This window comes from Streptomyces sp. NPDC001781 (assembly GCF_053596035.1).
In genome coordinates, this window is record NZ_JBSFFI010000003.1 from 178224 (window position 1) to 202319 (window position 24096).

Sequence of the window (24096 nt, forward strand, 5' to 3'; positions counted from 1 at the left end):
CGTACGCACGGGAGTCTAGGCCCTGATAAAGCGCCGGTAAGCAGGCCGTGACGCCCGGGGAGGCCGGGGGTGGGGTTTTCCCCAGGGCCCGGGAGGCGGTCCACCGCATGGCGTACGGGCCTTCGGGCACGGCAGGCTGACCGCCATGACCGTTCCCCCTCCCGCCGCCGGACCGGCCGGCGACACCGAACGTCCGCCGTCCGCCCGGCTCGCCTTCGACGCGCACACCTGGAAGGAGGTGGCGCATCTCCTGCTGAACCTGCCGCTGGCGGTGGCGGGCTTCGTGTACGCGGTGACCGTGCTGTCCGTGAGCGGGGGCCTCACCGTCACGGTGCTCGGGCTGCCGCTGCTGGCGGGGTCCCTGCTGGGTGCCCGGCTGCTGGGCAGGCTGGAGCGTGCGCGGGTGCGGGTGCTGCTCGGGGTGCGGGTGCCGGAGCCGTCACCGCTGCCGTTCGCGCGGGGCGGCGGGGTGGTGCGCCGGCTGTGGCAGGCGCTGCGGGACCCGGTGGGCTGGCGGTCGCTGCTCTACTGCCTGATCCGGCTGCCCTGGGGCGTTCTGACCTTCACCGCGATGCTGGTCTCGTTCTTCGTGCTGTGGCCGGTGCTCGGCCTTCTGGCGCGGGGTCTGGCGAACGTGGACCGGGCGCTGGCCCGCTCGCTGCTGGCGCCGTCGGACGAACTGGAGCGCCGGATAGCGGAGCTGGAGTCGGACCGGGGTGTGGTCGTCGACACCGCCGCCGCCGACCTGCGCCGTATCGAACGGGACCTGCACGACGGAGCACAGGCACGCCTGGTCAACCTCGCCATGGGACTCGGCCTCGCCAAGGAGAAACTCCACCACGACCCCGAAACCGCCGCCCGCATGGTCGAAGAAGCCCACGGCGAGGTCAAAACCGCCCTCAAGGAACTCCGCGACCTCGCCCGGGGCATCCACCCCGCCGTCCTCACCGACCGAGGACTCGACGCAGCCCTCTCCGCCATCGCCGCACGCTGCACCGTCCCCGTCACCCTCACCGTCGACCTCCCCACCCGCCCCGCACCCGCCATCGAAGGCATCACCTACTACACCGCCAGCGAACTCCTCCAGAACATCAGCAAACACAGCCACGCCCACCACGCCACCCTCGACCTCTGGCACACCCCCCACCACCTCATGCTCCAGATCCGCGACGACGGAATCGGCGGAGCCGACCCCGCCCACGGATCAGGACTCGCCGGACTCACCGAACGCCTCGACGCGGTCGACGGAGTCCTCCGCGTGGACTCCCCACCCGGCGGACCGACCGTCGTCACCGCAGAACTGCCCTGGCGGGACCGCGACGACGAGCACCCCGCCGGACGGTAGGGAGAACCCCCCGTCCGAGACGGGGACCCACGTCATGGTCCGCACCCGGCCCCGAGCAGGAGTCTGGTCGGACAAGCCCACACCAGGAGAACGGGGACCACACCGATGGCCACGCAACTCACGACGTACCGGGAAGAGCCGGGCCGCCACCGCCTTCCCGCCGCGCTGCGGGCGCCGCTGGAGGCGCGGACCTGGCGGCAGCTGGGATACGCGCTGACCGGACTGCCGGTGGCCGTCGCCCTGTTCGTGTGGACGGTAACGATGATCTCGCTCGGCGCCGGCCTGCTGGTCACCTTCGTCGGGGTGCCGGTGCTCGCGCTGGCCCTGGTCGGCTGCCGGGGCTTCGGGGCGCTGGAGCGGGCGCGGGCCGGGGCGCTGCTGAAGGTGCGGGTGGCCGCGCCGGAACCGCTGGAGCCCAGCGGGCCGGGGCTGCTGCCCTGGCTCGGCGCGGTGCTCAGGAGCGGCTCGTCCTGGCGGCACCTGGTGTACGCGCTGGTGCACTTCCCGTGGGCGGTGTTCTCCTTCTCGGTCGCCATCAGCTTCTGGACGTACGGCTGGGCGCTGCTGACGTACCCCCTGTGGTTCTGGGTGTTCCCGATGTGGGCCGGGCAGGGCGGCATCCAGCTCTACGGGGACGACCACCACAGCGTCTACCTGGACAATCCCTTCGAGATCACCGCGACCGCGCTGGTGGGGCTGGTGTTCACGCTGCTCACCCCGTGGCTGCTGCGCGGCCTGACCACGGTGGACGGGCTGCTGGTGCGCGGCCTGCTCGGCCCCTCCCGGCTGACGGCCCGCGTGGAGGAGCTGGAGTCGGACCGGGGTGTGGTCGTCGACACCGCCGCCGCCGACCTGCGCCGTATCGAACGGGACCTGCACGACGGAGCACAGGCACGCCTGGTCAACCTCGCCATGGGACTCGGCCTCGCCAAGGAGAAACTCCACCACGACCCCGAAACCGCCGCCCGCATGGTCGAAGAAGCCCACGGCGAGGTCAAAACCGCCCTCAAGGAACTCCGCGACCTCGCCCGGGGCATCCACCCCGCCGTCCTCACCGACCGAGGACTCGACGCAGCCCTCTCCGCCATCGCCGCACGCTGCACCGTCCCCGTCACCCTCACCGTCGACCTCCCCACCCGCCCCGCACCCGCCATCGAAGGCATCACCTACTACACCGCCAGCGAACTCCTCCAGAACATCAGCAAACACAGCCACGCCCACCACGCCACCCTCGACCTCTGGCACACCCCCCACCACCTCATGCTCCAGATCCGCGACGACGGAATCGGCGGAGCCGACCCCGCCCACGGATCAGGACTCGCCGGACTCACCGAACGCCTCGACGCGGTCGACGGAGTCCTCCGCGTGGACTCCCCACCCGGCGGACCGACCGTCGTCACCGCAGAACTGCCCTGGCGGGCCTGAGGAAGCTGCAATGCTGGGCCTCCTGTCGACAGGTGTGCGGGGGCTCGGGGAATCGTGGAGAACAAGGTGCGTGTGGTCATCGCCGAGGACTCGGTGCTGCTGAGAGAGGGGCTGACCCGGCTGCTGACCGACCTCGGCCACGAGGTGGTGGCCGGGGTCGCGGACGCGGAGGCGCTGCTCGCCACCATCGCGGAGCTGGCCGGCCGGGACGAGCTGCCGGACGTGGTGGTGGCGGACGTGCGGATGCCGCCGACGCACACCGACGAAGGGGTGCGGGCCGCCGTGGAGCTGCGCGGCCGCCACCCGGACCTCGGGGTGCTGGTGCTGTCGCAGTACGTGGAGGAGCGGTACGCCACCGAGCTGCTGGCCGGGTCCAGCCGGGGCGTCGGCTATCTGCTCAAGGACCGGGTCGCGGACGTGCGCGAGTTCGTCGCCGCCGTGGAGCGGGTCGCGCAGGGCGGTACCGCGCTGGACCCGGAGGTGGTGGCGCAGTTGCTGGGCCGCAGCCGCAAGCAGGACGTGCTGGCCGCGCTGACCCCGCGCGAGCGGGAGGTGCTGGGGCTGATGGCGGAGGGACGGACCAACTCGGCCGTGGCCCGGCAGCTCGTGGTGAGCGACGGCGCGGTGGAGAAGCACGTCAGCAACATCTTCATGAAGCTGGGCCTGACCCCGAGCGACGGAGACCACCGGCGTGTTCTGGCCGTGCTGACGTATCTGAACTCCTGACGGCGCCCAGACTGGACGGCGTGGCGAGTCCACATGACGGGAGATACCCAAGCGATCCTCGGAAGCCGACCCTGAGCGACGTAGGGTTGACCCTGGGATTGGTCCGGGGGAAGACCTCCCCCGGACGGCCGCCTCGAAGGAGGTCCAGTTCAGTGACCAGTCAGGTCAGCAGCCCGGCGGAGCAGGCCGATGAGAACGCCGCCGGCAGGCAGCGCGGTCCGGGCGGAGCGAAGGACGTACGGCGCCTGGACCGGGTGATCATCCGGTTCGCGGGGGACTCCGGTGACGGTATGCAGCTCACCGGGGACCGGTTCACCTCTCAGACCGCGTCCTTCGGCAACGACCTCTCCACCCTTCCCAACTTCCCCGCCGAGATCCGCGCGCCCGCCGGCACGCTGCCCGGCGTCTCCTCTTTCCAGCTCCACTTCGCCGACCACGACATCCTCACCCCGGGCGACGCGCCGAACGTGCTGGTCGCCATGAACCCGGCCGCGCTCAAGGCCAACGTCGGCGACCTGCCGCGCGGCGCCGAGATCATCGTCGACACGGACGAGTTCACCAAGCGGGCGCTGGCGAAGGTGGGCTACGCCGATTCCCCGCTGGACGACGGCTCGCTCGACGGTTACCACCTGCACCCGGTGCCGCTGACCACGCTGACGGTGGAGGCGCTGAAGGAGTTCGACCTCTCCCGCAAGGAGGCCGAGCGCAGCAAGAACATGTTCGCGCTGGGGCTGCTGAGCTGGATGTACCACCGGCCCACCGAGGCCACCGAGAAGTTCCTGACCACCAAGTTCGCGAAGAAGCCGGACATCGCGGCGGCCAACGTGGCCGCGTTCCGGGCGGGCTGGAACTTCGGGGAGACGACCGAGGACTTCGCCGTCTCCTACGAGGTGGCGCCGGCCTCGCGGGCCTTCCCGCCCGGTGTCTACCGCAACATCTCCGGCAACCTGGCCCTGGCCTACGGGCTGATCGCGGCCTCCCGGCAGGCCGACCTCCCGCTGTTCCTGGGCTCGTACCCGATCACCCCGGCCTCCGACATCCTGCACGAGTTGTCGAAGCACAAGAACTTCGGTGTGCGGACCTTCCAGGCCGAGGACGAGATCGCGGGCATCGGCGCGGCGCTGGGCGCGGCGTTCGGCGGTTCGCTCGCGGTGACGACGACCTCGGGGCCGGGGGTGGCGCTCAAGAGCGAGACGATCGGGCTCGCGGTCTCGCTGGAGCTGCCCCTGCTGGTGATCGACATCCAGCGAGGCGGCCCGTCGACGGGTCTGCCCACCAAGACCGAGCAGGCCGACCTGCTCCAGGCCATGTACGGGCGCAACGGCGAGGCGCCGGTGCCGGTGGTGGCACCGCGCACCCCGGCCGACTGTTTCGACGCGGCTCTGGAGGCGGCCCGGATCGCACTCACGTACCGCACCCCGGTGTTCCTGCTCTCCGACGGCTACCTGGCCAACGGCTCCGAGCCGTGGCGCATCCCGGACCTCGACGAGCTCCCCGACCTCCAGGTGCAGTTCGCGCAGGGCCCGAACCACCGGCTCGACGACGGCACCGAGGTCTTCTGGCCCTACAAACGGGACCCGCGGACGCTGGCCCGCCCCTGGGCGGTGCCGGGCACGCCGGGGCTGGAGCACCGCATCGGCGGCATCGAGAAGCAGGACGGCACGGGCAACATCTCCTACGACCCGGCCAACCACGACCTGATGGTCCGCACCCGCCAGGCCAAGATCGACGGCATCGACGTCCCCGACATCGAGGTGGACGACCCGGACGGCGCCGGGACGCTGGTGCTCGGCTGGGGTTCGACGTACGGCCCGATCACGGCGGCGGTCCGGCGGCTGCGCACGGCCGGGGAGTCCGTCGCGCAGGCCCACCTGCGCCACCTCAGCCCCTTCCCGGCCAACCTCGGCGAGGTGCTGAAGGGCTACGGCAAGGTGGTGGTCCCGGAGATGAACCTGGGGCAGCTCGCCACCCTGGTCCGGGCGAAGTACCTGGTCGACGCCCGCTCGTTCAACCAGGTCAACGGCATGCCGTTCAAGGCGGAACAGCTCGCCGCCGCGCTCAAGGAGGCCATCGATGACTGACTCCGCACGCGAGCTGCTCCAGCTCGTCCCCAAGGCCGGGGCCAAGCAGTCGATGAAGGACTTCAAGTCCGACCAGGAGGTCCGCTGGTGCCCCGGCTGCGGGGACTACGCGATCCTCGCGGCCGTGCAGGGCTTCATGCCCGAACTCGGCCTGGCGAAGGAGAACATCGTCTTCGTCTCGGGCATCGGCTGCTCCTCCCGCTTCCCGTACTACATGAACACCTACGGGATGCACTCCATCCACGGCCGCGCCCCGGCCATCGCCACCGGGCTCGCCTCCTCGCGGCGGGACCTGTCGGTGTGGGTCGTCACCGGTGACGGGGACGCGCTGTCCATCGGCGGCAACCATCTGATCCACGCTCTGCGCCGCAACGTGAACCTGAAGATCCTGCTGTTCAACAACCGGATCTACGGCCTCACCAAGGGCCAGTACTCCCCGACCTCCGAACTCGGCAAGATCACCAAGTCGACGCCGATGGGGTCGCTGGACGCGCCCTTCAACCCGGTGTCGCTGGCGCTGGGCGCGGAGGCGTCGTTCGTGGCACGGACCATCGACTCCGACCGCAAGCATCTGACCGAGGTGCTGCGGGCTGCCGCCGACCACCCGGGCACGGCGCTGATCGAGATCTACCAGAACTGCAACATCTTCAACGACGGCGCCTTCGACGCACTGAAGGACAGCCGGCGGGCCGGGGAGGCGCTGATCCGGCTGGAGCACGGGCAGCCGGTGCGGTTCGGCACGGACGGCTCGCGGGGTGTCGTACGGGACCGGACCGGTGAGCTGACGGTGGTCACCGTGACCCCGGACAACGAGGCGGACCTGCTCGTCCACGACGCGCACGCGGCCTCGCCCACCACGGCGTTCGCGCTGTCCCGGCTGGCCGACCAGGACACCCTGCACCACACCCCGATCGGGGTGTTCCGTGCGGTGGACCGGCCGGTCTACGACAGTCTGATGGCCGAGCAGCTGGACACCGCGATCGAGCAGCAGGGCAAGGGCGACCTGGCCACGCTGCTGGCGGGCGGGGACACCTGGACGGTCGTCGGCTGAGACCCCCGAGCGGTGTGTCCTACGAGGTCCGGGAGCGTGTCTCCCGGACCTCGTCGTATGCGCGGCGGGCCTCCTCCACCTGCTCCAAGCGGTCCTGGGTCCAGACGGCCAGCGCCCTGACCCGCTCGGCGGCCTCGCGGCCCAGGCCGGTGAGGGAGTAGTCCACGCGGGGCGGGATGACCGGCTTGGCGTCCCGGTCGACCAGGCCGTCCCGCTCCAGCGTCTGGAGGGTCTGGGTGAGCATCTTCTCGCTCACCTCGCGCCCGCCCCAGCGGCCGACCGCCCGCCGCAGCTCGCCGAACCGGTAGGAGCGGTCCAGCAGTTCGATGAGGACGAGCGTGCCCCAGCGGCTCGTCACATGCTCCAGCACCAGCCGCTGGGGGTACTGGGTGTCGCCGGCCTGGTTACTTACTTCCACAGCAGTAGCTTACTTTGAAGTAAGTACTATCTTTAAGTTAGCGCCCATCTTAGGGTTAGCGTCACAACCTCGACGTTCCCCTAGGAGCAACCCCATGAGCATCGTCGTCACCGGAGCCACCGGACACCTCGGCCGCCACGTGATCGCCCAACTGCTGGAGCGAGTCCCCGCCGAGGAGATCACCGCGGTCGTGCGGGACCAGGCCAAGGGCGCCGGGTTCGCAGAGCGCGGTGTGCGGCTGGCCGTCGCCGACTACAACGCCCCCGAGACCTTCGACGGCCTCCTCTCGGCCGGCGACAAGGTGCTGCTGATCTCGGGCAACGAGTTCGACAAGGGCCGGGTGTCCCAGCACCAGGCGGTCATCGACGCGGCGAAGGCGGCGGGGGTGGCGCTGCTCGCGTACACCAGCGCGCCGGGCACCCTGACCGCGGCGCTGGCCGACGACCACCGGGCGACCGAAGAGGCGGTGCTCGCCTCCGGGCTGCCGTACTCGCTGCTGCGCAACGGCTGGTACCACGAGAACTACACCGAGAACCTGGCCCCCGTCCTGGCCCACGACGCGGTGGTCGCGGCGGCGGGCGAGGGCCGCGTGTCCTCCGCCGCACGAGCCGACTACGCCGCCGCGGCGGTCGCCGTACTGACCGGCGAGGGCCACGAGAACACCACCTACGAGCTGGGCGGTGACGTGGCGTGGGGCTTCGACGAGTACGCGGCCGAGCTGAGCGCGCGGACCGGGCGGCCGATCGGCTACCGGCCCGTCTCCGGCGAGACCCTCAAGGGAATCCTGGCCGGGGCGGGGCTGCCGGACGCGCTCGCGGAGATGCTGGCCGGGGTGGACGCGTCGATCGAGCGGGGCGAGCTGGTCGTTCCGGGCGGCGAACTGTCGCGGCTGATCGGGCGCCCGACGACGCCGCTGGCCGTGGCGGTGGAGGAGGGGCTGAAGGAGGCCGAGGCGAGCTGAGGCACCGAGCCGGACGGGTGCGCTTCCCCTCTCTCCCTCCGGTCATGACCGTATGGCGATACGTACATGACATGGAGGGCGGGGCAGCGCTACCTTCGTTCTCGCGTGGCGGATCGCGAGAAGGAGGAGCCCGTGGCCGGGACGTCCAAGGGTGAACACCGAACAGGGCTGCTCAACGGCATCGCGGCGTACGGGATGTGGGGGCTCGTTCCCCTCTTCTGGCCGCTGCTGAAGCCGGCCGGGGCCATGGAGATCCTGGCCCACCGCATGGTGTGGTCCCTCGTGTTCGTCGCCGCGGCCCTGGGGTTCGTCCGCCGGTGGGCGTGGGCGGGCGAACTGCTGCGCCGGCCGCGGCGGCTGGCGCTGATCGCGGTGGCGGCCGCCGTCATCACGGTGAACTGGGGCGTCTACATCTGGGCCGTGAACTCGGGTCACGTGGTGGAGGCGTCCCTCGGGTACTTCATCAACCCGCTGATGACCATCGCGCTGGGCGTGCTGCTGCTGAAGGAGCGGCTCCGGCCGGCGCAGTGGGCGGCGGTGGGCGTCGGTTTCGCGTCCGTGGTCGTCCTGACCGTGGGCTACGGCCGGCCCCCGTGGATCTCCCTCTGCCTCGCGGTGAGCTTCGCGACGTACGGCCTGGTGAAGAAGAAGGTCGGTCTGGGCGGCGTGGAGTCCCTGGCCGCCGAGACGGCCGTCCAGTTCCTGCCCGCCCTCGCCTACCTGATCTGGCTCGGCACCCGCGGCGACCTCACCTTCGCGACGGAGGGACCCGGCCACGCCGCCCTCCTCGCCTCCACCGGCATCGTCACGGCCCTCCCCCTGGTCTGCTTCGGTGCCGCCGCCATCCGGGTCCCCCTCTCCACCCTCGGCCTCCTCCAGTACCTGGCCCCCGTCTTCCAGTTCCTCCTCGGCATCCTCTACTTCCACGAGGCCATGCCCCCGGAGCGCTGGGCGGGCTTCGCCCTGGTCTGGCTGGCACTGGCCCTCCTGACCTGGGACGCGATGCGCTCCGCGCACCGGGCCCGGGTGGTGGCGATGTCCCGCCGGACGGACCCGGCCGCCGCGGCGGTCGACGCGCTGGACGTCTGAACGCCCCGCCGCCGCGGTGCGTCCCGGGCGGTCCCGAGCCGGACTCCGGCGGCCACCGCACGGCGCAGGGCGCACGAAGTGGCGCACGGGAGCGAAAGCGGAAACATGAGGAACCGGCCGAGGATCGGGCCGTTAGACTCATTGACAGGCTGCCTCTCCCCGACAGGAAGAAGCGGTGGTGCTCAACACACTGCAGCAAATGATCAAGGGTCGGCTGGACCAGAACGGCTGGTCCTACAACGACGTGGCGCGCCGGGGCGGCATCTCACGTTCGACGGTGCATCATCTGGCCACGTCGGGACGGCTGGCCCAAGTGCCGCAGAAGGCCACGCTGGAGGGCCTCGCCAGGGGACTCGGCATCCCGGTGGCTCCCGTTCAGCGGGCCGCCGTGGAGGCGGCGGGGGTCAACCTGTACTTCGAGGACGCTCCCGCGGTGACCGACCCCGAGGTGGAGATCCTCATCGCTAGCGTGCAGCGGTTGAGCCCGAAGGACCGGCGGCACGTCGCGGTTCTGGTGGAGTCGCTGCTCGAGGCGCGCGGGGTCGAGCCCGAGCGGGGCTGACCTGCTCCCGGCACGGCCGTCGCCGGTCGGAACCGGCCGCGCCGCGGGCCACCGGACCGCTCACCCGGCGAGGGCTGGTTTCCCCGCGGTCGTGATCCAGGTGATGACGGCCTGGACGGTGACGTCGTCCAGTTCGGCCACGGCGAAGACGGCCTGCACGTCGTCGGCCTCCAGCGAGCGGCCCGCCGCCTCCAGGGCGTAGTACAGCAGCACGCGGTGCGCCTGCGGAGCGGCCGGACTCCTGGCCGTGCACGACCGGGAGGTTCCGGAGCGGGGCAGGGGTGGGGTGAGATCCATGTGTCCGCCTTACGGGAGGGGAAGGTTCGGTTCGCGGCTCGTCGGCCCCTGACGGGCCAGGCGGTTCAGCACCCTCGACAGTTCCGGACGCGGCGGCGGCAGGCCCGCAGGAGTTCCCGGCGGCGCGCGGCGCACGTGCTCCCAGAAGGTCTCGGCCACCGCGTGGTCGTACCACTCGCCCCTGACGGCGCCGGGTGGTGCCCAGCCGGACGCCACGGTCCGCTCGGTGAAGACACAGCTGAAGCCGGACGCCGGCGGGACGGGCGTGCTCGCCCGCCGGGCCAGAGCCGCCTGAAGTGTGCGCGTGAGGAGCCCGTGGTCCGGCGCGGCGGTGGCTCGCCAGCTCAGCAGGTGCCGTCCGACGGCGTCCAGGACGACCGCGACGCAGAGGTCGCCCTCCCGTGTGGCGCACACGGCCGTGTCCACGACCCACCGGGTGCCGGGCCGGGCGAACTCCCCGGAGCCGCCGGCCGCCGGGAGGCGTCCGGGCGTCCCCCGCAGACCGGACCGCCGCATGAGCCGTTCCACGGTCCCGTGACTGACCTTGATCCCGAGACGACGGTCGAGTTCCGCGTGGATGCGCCGGTAGCCCCAGGAGGACCCCGACTGCCGGTGGAGGTCGGTGATCAGCCGGGTCAGCCAGGCGTGCCGCAGGTCCCTGTCCGACGCGGGGCGCTCACGCCACGCGTAGTAGCCGGACTCGGAGACGTGCAGCAGGGCGGCGACCCTGCGCGCGGGAAAACCCTGCGCCGCCACGCGTGCGATCACCTCGTAGCGTCTTTTGGGGGCATCACGTCGTTCAGGGCGTCGATCGTCCTGCGGCACAGCAGCAGTTCGGCCTCGAGTTCCTGCACGCGGCCGGGGGCCGGGGACGGGCCGTCCGGGACGTCGAGGGAGCGCCGCCAGCGGTAGACGGTGCTGGCCGGGATGCCCAGCCTCCGGGCGACGTCCTGCGCCGCGTGTCCTTCGGAGAGGAGCTGGAGGACGCGCACGCGCGATGTTGCGGGATGCGGACTGGTCACGTTCTCGGATCTTCCGGGGTGGGACGGTGACGGGGTTGGCGGGGCCGGCGGCCGCGGGTGAGGCGGCGGCCCGGACGTCGCCGGCGGGGCGGGGACGTCCGGGCCGGATGACCGCCGGGCCGGGAGCGGTTGGCCGGACGGGTGTCAGTCGACGTGACGGCGCATCGTGACGAAGGGGGCGAAGTCCGCCCCGGGGTCACCCTTGCGGGCCCGGGGGGCCCGAGCGGCCTCCCGGTCGAGAACCGCCTTGACCTCGTGGGAGAGCGCGTCGGCGCGCTGCCGGATCACGGAGACCGGCAGCCGCGAGGACCGCAGTTCCGCCGCGCGGTGGCCCAGCGCCGCCAGCTCCCGCCGGGCGCCCGCTCCGAGCGTGAAGGCCCGCGGGGTGGACACCACGAACTGGTAGGCCCCGGCGAAGGTCTGGCAGGACGGGCAGTGCTCGTTCGCCGCACGGCCGATGTTGGTGGCGCGGATCAGCCGGGCGTTGCTGCCGGAGGTGGTGACGATCTGGAACGAGAGGGCCACGGACCGGCACGGCGAGAGCGGGGAGCATCCGACCGACTCGGCCAGCGCACGGTTGTCCGCCGTCACGGCGACCGACGGACCGTACTCGTGGATCCGGAAGGTCTCGTCGAAGTCGGTGACGTGGGTTCGGTAGGCGCGGCTGTGCGCCATGTCCACGGCGATGGCGGCACCACCGGTCGGACCGGTGGTGGCCGAGGCGGTGGTGGCGGTGATGGCCAGACCGGCGCCGGCGGCCACTCCGATGTTCACGGCGGCCCGGGCCACGGTGCTCGTACTGGGCTTGCGGTGCTTCATGTCAGTCTCCTGAGAACGGTGCGACGGGGGGAGTCAGGTCGTGCTGGGGCTCGGCGACGGGATCGCCGAAGCGGAGGGGGGAGAGGTCACCGGGCCGGGCACGGAGGGCGACGGCGGGCTCGACGGCGTCACCTCGGGCCCGGTACTGGGCACGGGCGCCGGGGCGGGCCTGCTGACGGGGGGTGAGGAGGTGGCCGCGCGCGGCGGGAGGGAGGACCGGACGGGCGCGGGGCGGGCGGCCGGGGCGGACGAGGAGGCGGCGGCCGTGGGCGGAACGACGCGCGTGCCCGGCGCCGACGCGTGTCCGGTGGGGTACGGGCCCCGGCTCGGCCGGGTCACCGGCGGGGTCCGGGGCGGCACGGCGGCGGGGCTCTTCGCGATCCGGATGCGGGGCACGCCGGGCTGCAGCGCGGGAGTCACGGGGGCCGCCGGCGGCAGCGGCGCGGGGGTCATGTCCTGCCACCAGGCGGCACCGAGGACGCAGGCGGTGGCGCAGACCGCGGTGACCGCGGCCAGGCGCAGGGCGGGTCTGCCCCGGGTGACCCGTGCGGCGGCCCGCACGAGCCGCGCCGTCACCCGGCCCGCGAGGTAGACCCCGCCCGCCATCGGGCAGGCGATCATGAGGGCGCCGATCACACCGACGGTGCCCGCGGCCGGGTGGCCCGCCCCGAACGCCTGGACGGTGCCCGTCACCTGCTCCGCGAGGCTGCGGAAGGCGGTGGTGGCCAGCCGGGGCAGGTTCCACAGCAGGTAGCACACTTCCGCGAGGAGCAGGGGGATCATCGTCAGCACCCAGGAGGAGACGATGACGCGCGCCGAGCGCTTCAGGTCGGCGGCCCCGGCGGGCGTGCGGCCGGGCAGCAGGCTGAGCAGGATCGGCTTGACCTTGCCGAGCAGGTCGGGCACGCCGGCCAGGTCGCCGAGGATGTAGTAGCCGTCGAGCCGCAGCGCCGGCATCAGCTGCTCCAGTACCTCGAAGTGCGCGAGGTAGACGGCGGCCAGGAAGAACGCCTGTCCCGTCAGCAGGTAGCCGACGGTGAGCGCGAGGATGAAGACGGCGTTGAAGTAGACGCCGCCGAGCCCCGTACGCAGCCGGCCTCCCCTGCCGATCCGGTAGACGTCGGTGACGTCGGTGTAGAGGGCGGGCCAGATCAGGTAGATGCCGAACCCGATCTTCCCCGGGGCGGCACCGCTGTACCGGCAGGCCGAGGCGTGGCCGAACTCGTGGAACAGAAGGGAGAGGAGAGTCAGCAGGAACACCGCGAGCATCCAGACCGGCTGTTCCAGCACGCGCAGCAGCGGTGTCATGGCGCCGTGGACCGCGAAGAGCCACACGTCCACGGCAGCGGTTCCGGCCAGCACGATCCCCACCACCGGTGGGCGGTGCAGCCAGCTCAGGGCGGCGGCGACCCGGGCCACCCGTGCCTCGCCGAGGAGCACACGGTGACCGCGCAGGGCCAGCAGGAGGTCGGAGGACGGTGCGTTCTCGCAGTCTCGCGGAAGTTCTCCCAGCGGGACCGTGACTCCGAGGGGAGTGAGCCGGTTGTTGATGAGGTGGGCGATGTTGTCCTCGGTGACCTCTTGCCCGAACCGGCCGCTGACTCGGTGGGAGATGGTCTCGACGGTGCGCACGCCGTCGACGGAGGCGACGACGAGGTAGAGCAGATGGGACAGCATCAGGACCTGGCCGTCGCCGCGTCGGACGACGTATCTGCGGTCGGTGAAGCCGGAGCCCTGGTACTGGCCGAGGGTGCTCAGTCCGTTGGTGAGGTGGGGCACCGGTCCGGCGGGCGGCACGCCCCCGGTCATCGCGAGGGGTGTCGTGGCCGTGGACGCGTCCCGTGGTCCGACGGGCCGTCCCTCGCCGGGAGGCGGCAAGCCGGGCAGGGGGACCGTGGGAGCGTTCCGGGTGTGGGACGAGCTGTGTTCTGCGGGCAGCGTCATAGTCTTCTCCGCGGCGCGGGTGTCGCTCGGACTCCTCGCGGCACCCGCGAGGGACCGCCGGAGGAAGCCGGGAGCACCGTCCCGCCCGGGTCGACCCGGAGGGGACGGCGCCCGGCGGACGCCGCGGGGCAGATTGCGCCTGCCCCGCGGCGTCGACGTACTACTGGTGGACGTTGATGGCCTGCGAGGACGCAGACTGCGCGACGGCCAGCGGCGAGAACTGGTTCACGGCCGCGGACTCGTTGTGGGCGTCCAGGTTCAGCAGCTTCTTCGAGATGGACGTCGACTTCATGAGGTTGAAGGAGAACCGGGCCAGCGCCTCGCGGCCAGGCAGCAGTTCCGCGGTCTCGGCGTCGAGCTGCTTGATGTCCATGGGAGTTCCTCTCATTCGGGTAAGAACGCGCGGCCGGTGTGCGGCCGCACGGCGATCAGGAGGCCCCTCCGGGGCCGGCCGTCGGCTCGGATGGGCACCCGAGGCGCGACGGAACCGGTCCGGCGGCTTCTCCGTTCCGCTGCGGCCGGGCGTAGGGCGCCCGGCCGCAGCGGCCTGAACAGCGGCACTACGAGAAGGGAATTCGTAGTCGTGCAACACATCCACTGTCCAATGTCTCTGGACGTTTCGTCCGGAGAGCTTGGACGGTAGCCGAAAGCGGAGCTCCGATGCAAACCTTCCATGTCCGACATGCGTTCAAATTCGCTCGACCGTTCAATAGTTGAGAGTCGACTCATCACAAAGCCGCAGCTCGCAGGGGTGGTTGCGGACAGCGTGGTCCGTTCTCCACATCGGCGAGAAGGCGTTCGGCGCCGTCCGGCGCGGCCGGGGCCGTGGACCGGCACGCCGTCCACGGGAACGGCGCACGCCCGCCGAGGGTTGCGGGACAGCCCCCGGGCTTCCGAGGGAGGGCCACCGGCCGGAGCCGCCGGACCGTCGGGCGCACGACGCCGACACACCGGCACCGGGGGCGCGATCCGCCGGCACTACGCCCTCCGGGCGATCCCTCGCCCCGCACCTTTCCCGCCGGCGCCCTCGACGTAACGAGGGGCGGCCTCCGCACGGAATTCTCACCCCACACCGTTCGGGCCCGGCCCTTTTCCACGCGGCACTCCGATTTCCGAGGGGCGCCCGGACAACGCCGGAGATCACAGCTCACCACTTCCCCCACTCCTGGACCCGCCTGCCGGTTCACCTTTTGGAGTGGCCCCGACAGTTCAGGAACAGGCCACGGAAGGCCCGCCGAGAAAGCGCCTTTGACCTGTACTTTCCTCATCCGCACACTCCACCGGTCACAGGGTGCGGGGAATTCACCGTCGATGACGGACAGGGAATTTGGGATAGCTTCGGCCCGCCGGTGGAACGGAAAACCGCTCCATCCCGGCTCGAAAGGAGAAGCAGTGAAGAATATTGCCAAGGGAGTGGCAGGCGCACTCCTGGCCGTGGGCGCGGTGGTGGCACCGTTGGCCACGCAGGCCTCCGCCGCCCCGCTCGACGGTTCCGTCGTCTCGGCGCCGTCGGCCTCGCACCGCGACGGATTCGACGGCGGCCGGCACATGGACCGCGGCCTCGGGGGGCTGCGTCACGCCGACCGCGGCGACCGCCGGTACGACGACGGACGCTGGAACGACAACGGCCGCCGGTACGACGACGACCGCTGGTACGACAACGGCCGCCGGTACGACGACGACCGCTGGTATGACAACGGCCGCTGGTCCGACCACGACTGGCGCGACCGGGCCCGCTCCTGCCGGTGGTACGACTACGGTCACCGCATGACGTACCGCTACCGGTGGGACCGCTTCCACCACCGCTGGATGTGCTTCCCCTACTGGCGGCGCTAGCCCCTCCGTCTTCCATGCCGCCCGTGGTCGGGGTTCTCGACCACGGGCGGCCTTACCGTGTCCGGATTCGGGACGCGGGGACCGGGTCAGGCCGGCGACACCTTGTACAGGGCGAGCACATTCTCGTCGGCCGCGACGAGGGAATCCGGAGTCCGCATGCTCAATGTGCACATCGCGGCCCACAGGCATTCCAGTTCTGCGGCATCAAGCATGATCGCCGCCGCCCGGATTACCTCGATCCAGCGCGTGTCCAGCATTCCTGGACAGGATTCACCGGCGAGCAGGATCACCGGCTCTCCGAGACTGCCGCGCACCACGGCGGTCACTGACGCTCCCTGCACGAAGAGCACGTGCAACTCCTCTCGCCGGGGCGTGACGCACGACCCGCTCAGGAACCGCATAATGATATCGGGAAGCATCGCTCCTTTTCGGCGCATTCCGCAGTCAGGCCCGGATCGCACACACGGCCGATCGGGGGTGCGGCCGCCTCCGCCCTCCCCCGGCGGCCTTCACGGCCTCGACAGCCTCGCGGTCCGTACGACGGACACAGGGCGGGCACGACATGGCCCGCGCACGGTCCGGGCGGTCGTGCCGTGCGGCGGGAAGCGCTATAACGCCACCATGAATTCTTCTTCGTCGCAGGCCCGGCCACTGCACTGGAAAATCGTCGTCGACGCCGTCGATCCGCACACGCAGGCCGACTTCTGGGGGGCGGCCCTGCACTACGAGCCGGAGGACAACAGCGCTTTGATCGAGCGGCTGCTGGCGGCGGGGGCGTTGCCCGGGGAGGCGACCGTGGAGTACCACGGTCGGCCGGCGTTCCGGGATCTGGTGGCCGTGCGGCACCCCGGGGATCCGTACGACCCGGATACGGGGACCGGGCTGGGGCGGCGGGTGCTCTTCCAGCGGGTGCCGGAGGCCAGGAGCGGCAAGAACCGGCTCCATCTCGACCTGCACGCCGGGCCGGAGGGGCGCGTCGAGGAGGTCGCCCGGCTCACCGCGCTGGGAGCGACCGTGCTGCGCGAGGTGAGCGGGCCGGCGGGCGCGTGGACGGTGCTGGCGGACCCCGAGGGAAACGAGTTCTGCGTGCAGTAGTAGACAGGGGCATGACTAAAAGACCGTTGCTGGGACCCCTCGTCGCCGTCGTTCTGCTGGCCCCGGCCGGCGCGTGCGCGAGGGCGGAGGGACCCGCCCCCGCGGCCGGCGCTTCCGCGTCCCCGAGTGCGCGCCCGCGGCCCGTCACCGCCACCATGCCGGACGTCGTCGGCGGCAACGCCGGCCGCGCGGCCGAGCAGATGGGCCCCGACACCGAAGTGGCCTTCAAGGACGTGAGCGGCAAGGGGCGTTCGGTGGACGACCCGGCCGAGTGGAAGATCTGCGAGACCCGGCCGGGACCGAACCGGCAGATCACCGGCTACCCGGTCGTGCTCGGGGTGGTGCGGGCCGCCGAGAGCTGCGCCTGAGCCGGGCTCACGTCCCGGCCGCCGCCCGGGCCGTCAGCCGGGTCATGCGGGTGTGGGCCGACTCCAGGGGGCGGGGGTCGGATGCGGCCGGGCCGGGGTTCGAGGCCAAGGTGGTCCATACGTCGATGAGTTCGCGGCCCATCCGGAGGGCCTGCTCCGCGTCGCCCACCGAGCGCCAGGCGGTCGCCGCGCTGCGGACGTTGCCGTAGGCCGCCACCGGGTCGCCCGACTCGGCGCGCTTGCGGGCCAGGTCCAGCGAGAGGTCGAAGGCGCGGGCCGGGTCGCCGGTCAAGTACGCGATGTACGCGCACAGTTCGCGCAGATGCAGCACCTCGGGGTGCCGCGGACCCAGCGCACCGGACGCCTTCGCCACCGCCCGGCTGGCCAACTCGGCGGCCCGCTCGACCTCTCCGTCCCGTACGGCGTCCCCGACACGCCCCAGCGCGGTCGTCCACACCTGGGCCCCGTCCGGCGTCTCCCCCACCGGCACCTCCGCGAGCATCTCCTCGGCGATGGCGTCGAACCGGCTCGGCGGAACGGGCTGGGGCTCGGTCTCGGCAGCGGGCCGGTCGACGAGGACGAGGCCGGGATCCGGCTCGGGTGCGGTTCTGGGCGCCGGACCGGGCTTGCGCTTCCGGAAGTCGACGCTTCCTGGAGCAGCCCGGGGCTTCGGCTGCGGTATGGGCTCCACCTGCTCGGCCCCCATCACGGGCGGCGGCCCGAACACCCCACGGGGCGGCTGCACGGTCCCCGGCGCGGCGGGCAGCCTCGTCGGCTCCCCCGTCATCCGTGTCGTCCCGTCCGGCGAGACCTCCAGCGGGACCAGGCAGCCCGCCGCGTCGTCGTGGATGGCGGCCCGGATCGGGGCGCCGTGGGACACGGCCAGGTGGTGGAGGTGGTTGAGGACGGCGTCGTGGATGTCCTCGCCCGGCGTCCGCAGAACGGGGGTGCCGGCGACCGACGCCGCGCCGGTGGCCGAGACGCGGACCTGGACCGGCCGGTCCTCGCGCCGCTTCTCGAAGCTGAGTCGAGACATCCGATTTCCCTCATTCCCCCCGGCGTCACACCCGGTCGTACGCCTCCTGCGTCCAGTCTCGCCGCCCACGGCGCCCTCGTGCGTCACCGCGACGTCACAGCCTCGCACCAGCCGCCCTCGCAGCAGGAGTGGAGCAGGCTCGCCGGGCTGCCGTCGCCCGAGGCGGCGGACCTGCGGCACGACAGCGACCACGTGCCCCGACCGATCCGGACGAAAGATCCCGAGGGCTGTCCCGTCGTCCCCGGCGGGCGCGCGACGACAGCCCTCAGGCCGTGATGTCCTTCGCCGTGAACCGCGCCCACGCGGCCGTGCCGAACACCGCCGCGTAGATCCCCTGGAGGACCAGGTCGCGGCGCAGGTCGTCCCAGAGGACCGGGTCGCGCAGGAGGTCGGCGAAGGACAGCCAGTAGTGGGAGAACAGGTACGGCTGGATCGCGTGGAGCTGCGGGATCTGGTCGAGGATCTGGACGGTGATCAGCAGCCCCACCGTGGTCGCCATGGCCGCGATCCCGCTGTTGGTCAGCGTCGACACGAAGAGCCCGAGCGCCGCCACCCCGACCAGCGAGGCGGCCACCACCAGGGCGATCAGCAGCGCGCGGAGCAGGCCCTCGCCGAAGCCGATCCGGGTGCCGGAGATCGTCGTCACCTCGCCCAGCGGGAACAGCAGCGCGCCCACGGCCAGCGCGGACACCGCGACGACCAGGGTGGCCAGCAGGCAGAAGGCCAGCACGGTCGCGTACTTGGTCAGCAGCAGCCGGGTACGGCCGGCCGGGGCGACCAGCAGATAGCGCAGCGTGCCCGCGCCCGCCTCCCCCGCCACCGCGTCCCCGGCGATCACCCCGACGGCCATCGGCAGGAAGAACGGCAGGGTCGCCGCGAGCGCGGTGAAGACCAGGAACAGCCCGTTGTTGGTGACCTGAGCGATGAACGCCGGCCCCTCACCGCCCCGGTCCGCGCTCCCGCCGCCTCCCGTCTCGGCCCGCACCGCGATCCCGATCAGCACCGGCACCGCGGCCAGTACCGCGAGCAGCACCAGCGTCCGCAGGCGCCGCAGGGTGGTCACCAGCTCGCTGCGCAGCAACCCGAAGGTCCACAGCGGCCGGGGCGCGCCCGGGTGGGTGGTCTCAGCCCGCGACATCGAAGCCCTCTCCGGTCAGTGCCACGAACGCGTCCTCCAGCGAGGCTCGTTCCGGCGTGAACCCCCGTACCCGCACGCCCGCGGCGACCAGGGCGGCGTTCACCTCGGCGAGGTCGCGGTCGGGCGGTTCCCCGGTGACCGTCTCGCCGGTCACGGTGAGGCCGGTGACGCCCTGCTCCTCGAGCACACGGGCCGCGTCGGCCGGGTCCGGGGTGGTCACGGCGAGCCGGCGGCGCGCCCCGGCGGACAGGTCGGCACCGCGCCCTGGATCACGAGCCGGCCGCGGGTCATCACCGCCGCGTGGGTGCAGACCTGCTCGATCTCGTCGAGGAGGTGGGAGGAGAGGAAGACGGTGGTCCCGTCGGCGGCCAGTTCCCGGATCAGGCCGCGGATCTCGCGCATCCCCTGCGGGTCGAGCCCGTTGGTGGGCTCGACCAGCACGAGCAGGCGGCGCGGCCGGAGCAGCGCGGCGGCCAGGCCGAGGCGCTGCTTCATACCGAGCGAGTACGCCCTCGCCTTCTTGCCCCCGGCCGCGGCGAGCCCCACCCGCTCCAGCGCGGCGGCGGTGCGGGCCCGCCGGGTACGGGGGTCGGCGGCCGGGTCCGCGGCGTCGTAGCGCAGCAGGTTGTCCCGGCCGGAGAGGAAGCCGTAGAGCGCGGGGCCCTCGATGAGGGCGCCGACCTCGGGCAGGACGGCGCGGGTGGCGCCCGGCATGGGGCGGCCCAGGACGTGCGCGGTGCCCGAGGTCGGTTCGATCAGGCCCATCAGCATGCGGATGGTGGTGGTCTTGCCCGAGCCGTTGGGGCCGAGGAAGCCGAAGACGCTGCCCGCCGGGACGGTCAGGTCCAGGCCGTCCACGGCGAGCTGTCCGCCCCGGTACCGCTTGGTGAGGCCGCGCGTGGCGATGACGGGCGCGGCCTCGTACCCCGTGGCTGACGGTGGCTCCATCGGTTCCCCTCGTGTCCCGGGTGGTCCGGCGGGCGGGTCACTTGTCCGCGTCGGCCGCCTTGACCAGGGCGTCCTTGGTGACCGCGCCCGCGTAGACCTTGCCGTCGTCGGTGATCAGGGCGTTGACCAGGCGGGTGGAGAAGACGGTGCCCTTTCCGAATCCGCCGGAGACCTGGTCGCCGAGCGAGCCGAGGAAGCCGCCCATCGGGCCGCCGGGCAGCGAGGTCTTGCCGCCCTCGGCGCCGGTGTCGAACGTGGCGATGGTGGTCCAGCCCTCGCCGATGGTGTCGGCACCGCCGAGGTCGCCCGGCGTGAACTGCCCGCCGATGCCGGGGGCGTGCTCGTGCCCGCCCGGCTTCTCCTCGGTCACCTTCGCGCCCTTGGGCGGGCGGAAGTCGAAGGTGGAGGCGGGCGGGGCGGCGAAGGAGACCTTGGTGAAGCCCGCGTCGAGGACGGGGGCGCCGCCGCTCTTCGGGGTGAGGGTGAACTTCAGCGGCAGGCCGGTCTTCGCGTCGACGCCGATGGTGACGTCTCGGACCGTGGAGCCGGACTGCCTGGGCTTGATCACGAGCTGGTAGGCGTCCCGGCCGGCGATGCGGGCGGTGCCGTCGACGGTGACCGAGGTGGTGGCGTCGACCGACTTCAGCGCCTCCTCGGCGAAGTCGTCGGGCGTGGCGCCGGGCCGGTGCCCAGGCTTCTCACCGGGGTCCGGGTCCGTGGTGTGGAAGACCTCGTTGCTCGCGCTGTCGTAGCCCCACACGTCCTTGCCGTCGTGGATGAGGCTGTACTCGGCGTCGCGCTCCAGCAGCGAGACCTTCTGCTTCTCGGGACCGTCGGCGGCCACGCGCAGGGTGTGGGTGCCGGACGCCAGCTCGGTCAGCCTGGTCCGCGGGTCGGCGGAGGAGCCGTCGCCGCCCTGGGCGGAGCCCATCGCGTTCTGGAGGCTGCCGAGGTCGGGCAGGCCGAGGTCGGTGCTGATCTTGACGGTGCCGGACATCCGCTGGACGTCGGACTTGGCGATCTTCTCGACGAGCTGCTGCGCGGTGATCTCCGGCAGGTCCGGGTCGCCGGAGGCGGCGAGCGCCGGGACCAGTCCGATGGTGGCGGCCGCGACACCCACCACCGCGACGGGCACGACGTACCTGGCGGCCTTGCGGCGGCCGGTACGCGGGTCCTCGTCGGGTCCGGTGCCGGTCGCGTGGTCGGATTCGTACGGGGCCATGTCTGCCTTACCTCCGTCGTCGGCGGCGGCTGCGCTCTGCGGGGTCCACCCGAGCCGCCATTCTCACCCGGATCGGTGAGGGGTGGTGGTTTCCCTGGTTCCCATCAGACCAATTCGGCAGTCCTGCGGCGTCAGCCCACGGAGCCAACTCGGCCTACACCTGCGGTATGACCTACGCGCCGGACGCCCACGCCGACCCGTAGGGGTCGGGCGGGTGCCCTGTCCCGTGATCCCAGGTGGACCGGCGCGCGGCGTCGGACGCGGTGCGCCGCGAGGCGGAGGGCCGTCCTCATACCGGGCGGGTGCGGGCGATCCGGCAAAGCGGCGGGGCGCCGTGGCCGGCGTCGCGCGTCCGCCGGGGGTACGGGACAGCCCTTAGCCGGCCCGGTGGACCACGGCGTCGCAGAGCTCGATCAGCGCCGTCTTGGCCGAGCAGTCCGGCAGCGGGGCGAGGGCCGCGCGGGCCTCCTCCGCGTACCGGACCGCGTCACGGCGGGCCTGGTCCAGCGCGGGGTGGGCGCGCAGGGCGGTGAGCGCCTCGGCGAGCCGGGCGTCGTCGCTGAGGTCGGAGTCCAGCAGCTCGCACAGCGCGAGGTCGGCGGGCTCGCCCAGCCGGGCGGCGCGCTCGCGCAGCCGGAGCACGGGCAGCGTGGGCACGCCCTCGCGCAGGTCGGTGCCGGGGGTCTTGCCGGACTCGTCGGACTCGGAGGCGATGTCCAGAACGTCGTCGGCGAGCTGGAAGGCGACGCCGAGCCGCTCGCCGTACTGGGCGAGCACGTCGATCACGCTCTCGTCGGCGCCGGACATCATGGCACCGAACCGGCAGGAGACGGCGACCAGCGAGCCCGTCTTGCCGGAGAGCACGTCGAGGTAGTGCTCGACCGGGTCGCGGCCGTCCTGGGGACCCGCGGTCTCCATTATCTGGCCGGTGACGAGGCGCTCGAAGGCGAGGGCCTGCACCCGGACGGCCTCGGGGCCGAGATCGGCGAGTATCTGCGTGGCACGGGCGAAGAGGAAGTCGCCGGTGAGCACCGCGACGGAGTTGCCCCAGCGGGTGTTGGCGCTGTCCACGCCGCGTCGCACGGTCGCCTCGTCCATGACGTCGTCGTGGTAGAGCGTGGCCAGGTGGGTCAGCTCGACGACGACGGCCGAGGGGATGACGCGCGGGGCGTGCCCGTCACCGAACTGGGCGGACAGCAGCACGAGCAGCGGGCGGAACCGCTTGCCGCCGGCCCGCACCAGGTGCTGCGCGGACCCGGTGATGAAGGGGACGTCGCTCTTGGTGGCTTCTAGCAGGCCCGCCTCGACAGCCGCCAGTCCGGCCTGGACATCGGCTTCCAGTGCCTGGTCCCGCACGCTCAGCCCGAACGGCCCGACGACGGTCACGAGGTTCTCCTGTCTGCTGGTGTCTGCTGGCGACTTCACGGCTTGTCGATAGGTCGCTGCCATCAGTCAAGTCAGCGTATCCGGTCCTCTTTCGATCACCGATCGCACCCACCGGTCCAGCTGGTGAGGTATCGGATTTCGTCCGTCGTGTACCGGATGGGTGGACGACGGACGGTATGGGAGTAGTCGGCCGGACGATCCGGCACTCCGGGGTCACACCAGGCCAACGAACGGGAGAGCCCGCGAGGTTCCGGCCACGGGGGACCAATAACCCTTGATACGCATAGACGCCTCAAATCCACATAATCCCCCATGTCTGATTTTGCGTATTTTGCGATTCCGTGAGTTGGCTCACGCGGACCACCCGGCCGGGAATACCCCCGCACGATCCCCCCTCACCCCCTTCCCGCCTTTCCCGGCAAGGAAGTTGAGCGGTGGCGACCACAAAGGATCAAGCGGGCCATTCCGGACACACCAAGGTCAACTAGCGCTTTGGGTTAATCCGGTACTTGTTCCGGACATGTGCGGTCGCATACGTTCCCGCCCTGTCAGGCGAACGCCGAATCCTGCCGCGTCTGACACACCCACCCACGAACTCATTCGTACGGCAGGAGCGGGGGACCCAGGTAAGCCGCCGGACCGGTGCGACCCGTGTCGCGCCGGGACGGCTCGGGGTGAAGCCGACATCGCCCCCGGTGCCCGTCGGGCACCGGGGGCGACGCGGCCGGGCACCTCCCCGCCCGAACCCGACAGCTCACCTCGCAGGCGACGGAGAGGAAACACCGACATGTCTGCTGCTGCTCAGCCGCGCCGTGCCCGCACCAAGCGCCTCGTCCGCACGCTCGCCGTCGCCGGTACCGGTGCCGCGATGTTCGCGCTCCCCCTCGTCGGCGCCACCAGCGCCTCCGCCGCCCCGGCCGCCAAGCCCGCCGCCTCCGCCGCGTACCCGAACAACCTCGACGGCTGGATCCGCCAGTCCCTGGCGATCATGGCCCAGAAGGGCATACCGGGCACCTACGACGGCATCCACCGCAACGTGATGCGCGAGTCCTCGGGCAACCCGCTCGCCATCAACAACTGGGACATCAACGCCGTCAACGGCACCCCGTCCAAGGGCCTGCTCCAGGTGATCGACCCGACCTTCCGGACGTACCACGTCGCCGGGACGTCCTTCGACCCGTACGACCCGGTCGCCAACATCACCGCCGCCTGCAACTACGCGTACCACCGCTACGGCTCGATCGACAACGTCAACAGCGCGTACTGAGCCGGTACGGCCGTCGCGGCGCCCCCGTCCCACGCCTCACGCGTGCGGCGGGGGCGCTGT

At 72.0% G+C, this 24096-nt stretch carries 24 protein-coding genes and 1 pseudogene; 12 read left to right on the forward strand and 13 right to left on the reverse strand.

Annotated elements, in window-relative coordinates:
* Nucleotides 1-145: 145 nt before the first annotated feature.
* The 5 genes from ACWCV3_RS04010 to ACWCV3_RS04030 all read left to right on the forward strand — a co-directional run bounded on the left by ACWCV3_RS04010 (nt 146) and on the right by ACWCV3_RS04030 (nt 6628).
* On the forward strand, nt 146-1345 hold the full coding sequence (locus ACWCV3_RS04010; protein WP_451217928.1) for a sensor histidine kinase: 1200 nt from the start codon (nt 146-148) through the stop codon (nt 1343-1345).
* 105 nt (nt 1346-1450) lie between these two features.
* Nucleotides 1451-2770: a sensor histidine kinase gene (locus ACWCV3_RS04015; RefSeq protein ID WP_451217931.1), complete on the forward strand. Its 1320-nt coding sequence runs from the start codon at nt 1451-1453 to the stop codon at nt 2768-2770.
* A 66-nt stretch (nt 2771-2836) separates the two neighbouring features.
* The gene (locus tag ACWCV3_RS04020) at nt 2837-3496 is read left to right on the forward strand and encodes a response regulator transcription factor (RefSeq protein WP_279628198.1); all 660 of its coding nucleotides are present in this window, start codon (nt 2837-2839) and stop codon (nt 3494-3496) included.
* A gap of 152 nt (nt 3497-3648) precedes the next feature.
* Nucleotides 3649-5577: a 2-oxoacid:acceptor oxidoreductase subunit alpha gene (locus tag ACWCV3_RS04025; RefSeq protein ID WP_451217934.1), complete on the forward strand. Its 1929-nt coding sequence runs from the start codon at nt 3649-3651 to the stop codon at nt 5575-5577.
* Nucleotides 5570-6628: a 2-oxoacid:ferredoxin oxidoreductase subunit beta gene (locus tag ACWCV3_RS04030; RefSeq protein WP_451217937.1), complete on the forward strand. Its 1059-nt coding sequence runs from the start codon at nt 5570-5572 to the stop codon at nt 6626-6628. Before ACWCV3_RS04025 ends, ACWCV3_RS04030 begins: the two co-directional genes overlap by 8 nt.
* A gap of 19 nt (nt 6629-6647) precedes the next feature.
* On the opposite strand, the gene ACWCV3_RS04035 is transcribed toward ACWCV3_RS04030, so the two are convergent.
* A complete protein-coding gene (locus ACWCV3_RS04035) occupies nt 6648-7046 on the reverse strand; it encodes a winged helix-turn-helix transcriptional regulator (protein ID WP_451217940.1) in 399 nt (132 codons plus the stop codon).
* Between the two features lie 94 nt (nt 7047-7140).
* Here ACWCV3_RS04035 and ACWCV3_RS04040 point away from each other — a divergent pair, with 94 nt between their 5' ends.
* The 3 genes from ACWCV3_RS04040 to ACWCV3_RS04050 all read left to right on the forward strand — a co-directional run bounded on the left by ACWCV3_RS04040 (nt 7141) and on the right by ACWCV3_RS04050 (nt 9658).
* Complete coding sequence (locus ACWCV3_RS04040; protein ID WP_451217943.1) at nt 7141-8007, forward strand: SDR family oxidoreductase; 867 nt, start codon at nt 7141-7143, stop codon at nt 8005-8007.
* A gap of 132 nt (nt 8008-8139) precedes the next feature.
* Nucleotides 8140-9096: an EamA family transporter RarD gene (gene rarD, locus ACWCV3_RS04045; protein WP_451218235.1), complete on the forward strand. Its 957-nt coding sequence runs from the start codon at nt 8140-8142 to the stop codon at nt 9094-9096.
* A gap of 199 nt (nt 9097-9295) precedes the next feature.
* Nucleotides 9296-9658 carry a helix-turn-helix domain-containing protein gene (locus ACWCV3_RS04050; RefSeq protein ID WP_451217946.1) on the forward strand — a complete coding sequence of 121 codons (363 nt, stop codon included), beginning with the start codon at nt 9296-9298 and terminating at the stop codon, nt 9656-9658.
* Nucleotides 9659-9718: 60 nt separating this feature from the next.
* Here the strand turns inward: ACWCV3_RS04050 and ACWCV3_RS04055 are convergent, their stop codons facing one another.
* From ACWCV3_RS04055 to ACWCV3_RS04080, 6 genes are all read right to left on the reverse strand, one after another.
* Nucleotides 9719-9955 (reverse strand): hypothetical protein, encoded by a 237-nt coding sequence (locus tag ACWCV3_RS04055; RefSeq protein ID WP_451217949.1) that lies wholly within the window; start codon nt 9953-9955, stop codon nt 9719-9721.
* 9 nt (nt 9956-9964) lie between these two features.
* Nucleotides 9965-10711: an IS3 family transposase gene (locus tag ACWCV3_RS04060; protein ID WP_451217952.1), complete on the reverse strand. Its 747-nt coding sequence runs from the start codon at nt 10709-10711 to the stop codon at nt 9965-9967.
* Between the two features lie 8 nt (nt 10712-10719).
* Nucleotides 10720-10977: a transposase gene (locus ACWCV3_RS04065; RefSeq protein ID WP_451217955.1), complete on the reverse strand. Its 258-nt coding sequence runs from the start codon at nt 10975-10977 to the stop codon at nt 10720-10722.
* A 144-nt stretch (nt 10978-11121) separates the two neighbouring features.
* Complete coding sequence (locus ACWCV3_RS04070) at nt 11122-11796, reverse strand: hypothetical protein (RefSeq protein WP_451217958.1); 675 nt, start codon at nt 11794-11796, stop codon at nt 11122-11124.
* A gap of 33 nt (nt 11797-11829) precedes the next feature.
* Nucleotides 11830-13605, reverse strand: coding sequence for a hypothetical protein (locus tag ACWCV3_RS04075; RefSeq protein ID WP_451217961.1), 1776 nt, complete (start codon nt 13603-13605; stop codon nt 11830-11832).
* A 295-nt stretch (nt 13606-13900) separates the two neighbouring features.
* Entirely contained in the window at nt 13901-14113 is a 213-nt protein-coding gene (locus ACWCV3_RS04080; RefSeq protein ID WP_451217963.1) for a hypothetical protein, read from the reverse strand.
* 1019 nt (nt 14114-15132) lie between these two features.
* Here ACWCV3_RS04080 and ACWCV3_RS04085 point away from each other — a divergent pair.
* On the forward strand, nt 15133-15576 hold the full coding sequence (locus ACWCV3_RS04085) for a hypothetical protein (RefSeq protein ID WP_451217966.1): 444 nt from the start codon (nt 15133-15135) through the stop codon (nt 15574-15576).
* A gap of 86 nt (nt 15577-15662) precedes the next feature.
* Here the strand turns inward: ACWCV3_RS04085 and ACWCV3_RS04090 are convergent, their stop codons facing one another.
* On the reverse strand, nt 15663-15926 hold the full coding sequence (locus tag ACWCV3_RS04090; protein ID WP_451217969.1) for a hypothetical protein: 264 nt from the start codon (nt 15924-15926) through the stop codon (nt 15663-15665).
* 271 nt (nt 15927-16197) lie between these two features.
* Here ACWCV3_RS04090 and ACWCV3_RS04095 point away from each other — a divergent pair, with 271 nt between their 5' ends.
* Nucleotides 16198-16671: a VOC family protein gene (locus ACWCV3_RS04095; protein WP_451217972.1), complete on the forward strand. Its 474-nt coding sequence runs from the start codon at nt 16198-16200 to the stop codon at nt 16669-16671.
* A 155-nt stretch (nt 16672-16826) separates the two neighbouring features.
* Nucleotides 16827-17039: a hypothetical protein gene (locus ACWCV3_RS04100; protein WP_451217975.1), complete on the forward strand. Its 213-nt coding sequence runs from the start codon at nt 16827-16829 to the stop codon at nt 17037-17039.
* Between the two features lie 7 nt (nt 17040-17046).
* Here the strand turns inward: ACWCV3_RS04100 and ACWCV3_RS04105 are convergent, their stop codons facing one another.
* From ACWCV3_RS04105 to ACWCV3_RS04125, 5 genes and pseudogenes are all read right to left on the reverse strand, one after another.
* Nucleotides 17047-18075, reverse strand: a complete 1029-nt coding sequence (locus ACWCV3_RS04105; RefSeq protein ID WP_451217978.1) for a hypothetical protein — start codon at nt 18073-18075, stop codon at nt 17047-17049.
* Between the two features lie 265 nt (nt 18076-18340).
* A complete protein-coding gene (locus ACWCV3_RS04110; RefSeq protein ID WP_451217981.1) occupies nt 18341-19213 on the reverse strand; it encodes an ABC transporter permease in 873 nt (290 codons plus the stop codon).
* Nucleotides 19200-20161: pseudogene (locus ACWCV3_RS04115) on the reverse strand (ABC transporter ATP-binding protein). Before ACWCV3_RS04115 ends, ACWCV3_RS04110 begins: the two are co-directional and overlap by 14 nt.
* 37 nt (nt 20162-20198) lie before the next feature.
* Complete coding sequence (locus tag ACWCV3_RS04120; RefSeq protein WP_451217984.1) at nt 20199-21383, reverse strand: LolA family protein; 1185 nt, start codon at nt 21381-21383, stop codon at nt 20199-20201.
* A 375-nt stretch (nt 21384-21758) separates the two neighbouring features.
* The gene (locus ACWCV3_RS04125) at nt 21759-22769 is read right to left on the reverse strand and encodes a polyprenyl synthetase family protein (RefSeq protein WP_451218238.1); all 1011 of its coding nucleotides are present in this window, start codon (nt 22767-22769) and stop codon (nt 21759-21761) included.
* Nucleotides 22770-23556: 787 nt separating this feature from the next.
* Between ACWCV3_RS04125 and ACWCV3_RS04130 the strand changes: the two genes are divergently transcribed.
* Nucleotides 23557-24036, forward strand: a complete 480-nt coding sequence (locus ACWCV3_RS04130) for a transglycosylase SLT domain-containing protein (RefSeq protein ID WP_451217987.1) — start codon at nt 23557-23559, stop codon at nt 24034-24036.
* Nucleotides 24037-24096: the final 60 nt, after the last annotated feature.

Excerpts from the sequence above, each read along its gene's own strand:
- ACWCV3_RS04010 (WP_451217928.1), top strand. The coding sequence starts at position 146 with ATGACCGTTCCCCCTCCCGCCGCCGGACCGGCCGGCGACACCGAACGT.
- ACWCV3_RS04015 (WP_451217931.1), top strand. The coding sequence starts at position 1,451 with ATGGCCACGCAACTCACGACGTACCGGGAAGAGCCGGGCCGCCACCGC.
- ACWCV3_RS04030 (WP_451217937.1), top strand. The coding sequence starts at position 5,570 with ATGACTGACTCCGCACGCGAGCTGCTCCAGCTCGTCCCCAAGGCCGGG.
- ACWCV3_RS04040 (WP_451217943.1), top strand. The coding sequence starts at position 7,141 with ATGAGCATCGTCGTCACCGGAGCCACCGGACACCTCGGCCGCCACGTG.
- ACWCV3_RS04050 (WP_451217946.1), top strand. The coding sequence starts at position 9,296 with ATGATCAAGGGTCGGCTGGACCAGAACGGCTGGTCCTACAACGACGTG.
- ACWCV3_RS04055 (WP_451217949.1), bottom strand. The coding sequence starts at position 9,955 with ATGGATCTCACCCCACCCCTGCCCCGCTCCGGAACCTCCCGGTCGTGC.
- ACWCV3_RS04070 (WP_451217958.1), bottom strand. The coding sequence starts at position 11,796 with ATGAAGCACCGCAAGCCCAGTACGAGCACCGTGGCCCGGGCCGCCGTG.
- ACWCV3_RS04075 (WP_451217961.1), bottom strand. The coding sequence starts at position 13,605 with ATGACCGGGGGCGTGCCGCCCGCCGGACCGGTGCCCCACCTCACCAAC.
- ACWCV3_RS04080 (WP_451217963.1), bottom strand. The coding sequence starts at position 14,113 with ATGGACATCAAGCAGCTCGACGCCGAGACCGCGGAACTGCTGCCTGGC.
- ACWCV3_RS04095 (WP_451217972.1), top strand. The coding sequence starts at position 16,198 with ATGAATTCTTCTTCGTCGCAGGCCCGGCCACTGCACTGGAAAATCGTC.
- ACWCV3_RS04100 (WP_451217975.1), top strand. The coding sequence starts at position 16,827 with ATGCCGGACGTCGTCGGCGGCAACGCCGGCCGCGCGGCCGAGCAGATG.
- ACWCV3_RS04105 (WP_451217978.1), bottom strand. The coding sequence starts at position 18,075 with ATGTCTCGACTCAGCTTCGAGAAGCGGCGCGAGGACCGGCCGGTCCAG.
- ACWCV3_RS04110 (WP_451217981.1), bottom strand. The coding sequence starts at position 19,213 with ATGTCGCGGGCTGAGACCACCCACCCGGGCGCGCCCCGGCCGCTGTGG.
- ACWCV3_RS04120 (WP_451217984.1), bottom strand. The coding sequence starts at position 21,383 with ATGGCCCCGTACGAATCCGACCACGCGACCGGCACCGGACCCGACGAG.
- ACWCV3_RS04130 (WP_451217987.1), top strand. The coding sequence starts at position 23,557 with ATGTCTGCTGCTGCTCAGCCGCGCCGTGCCCGCACCAAGCGCCTCGTC.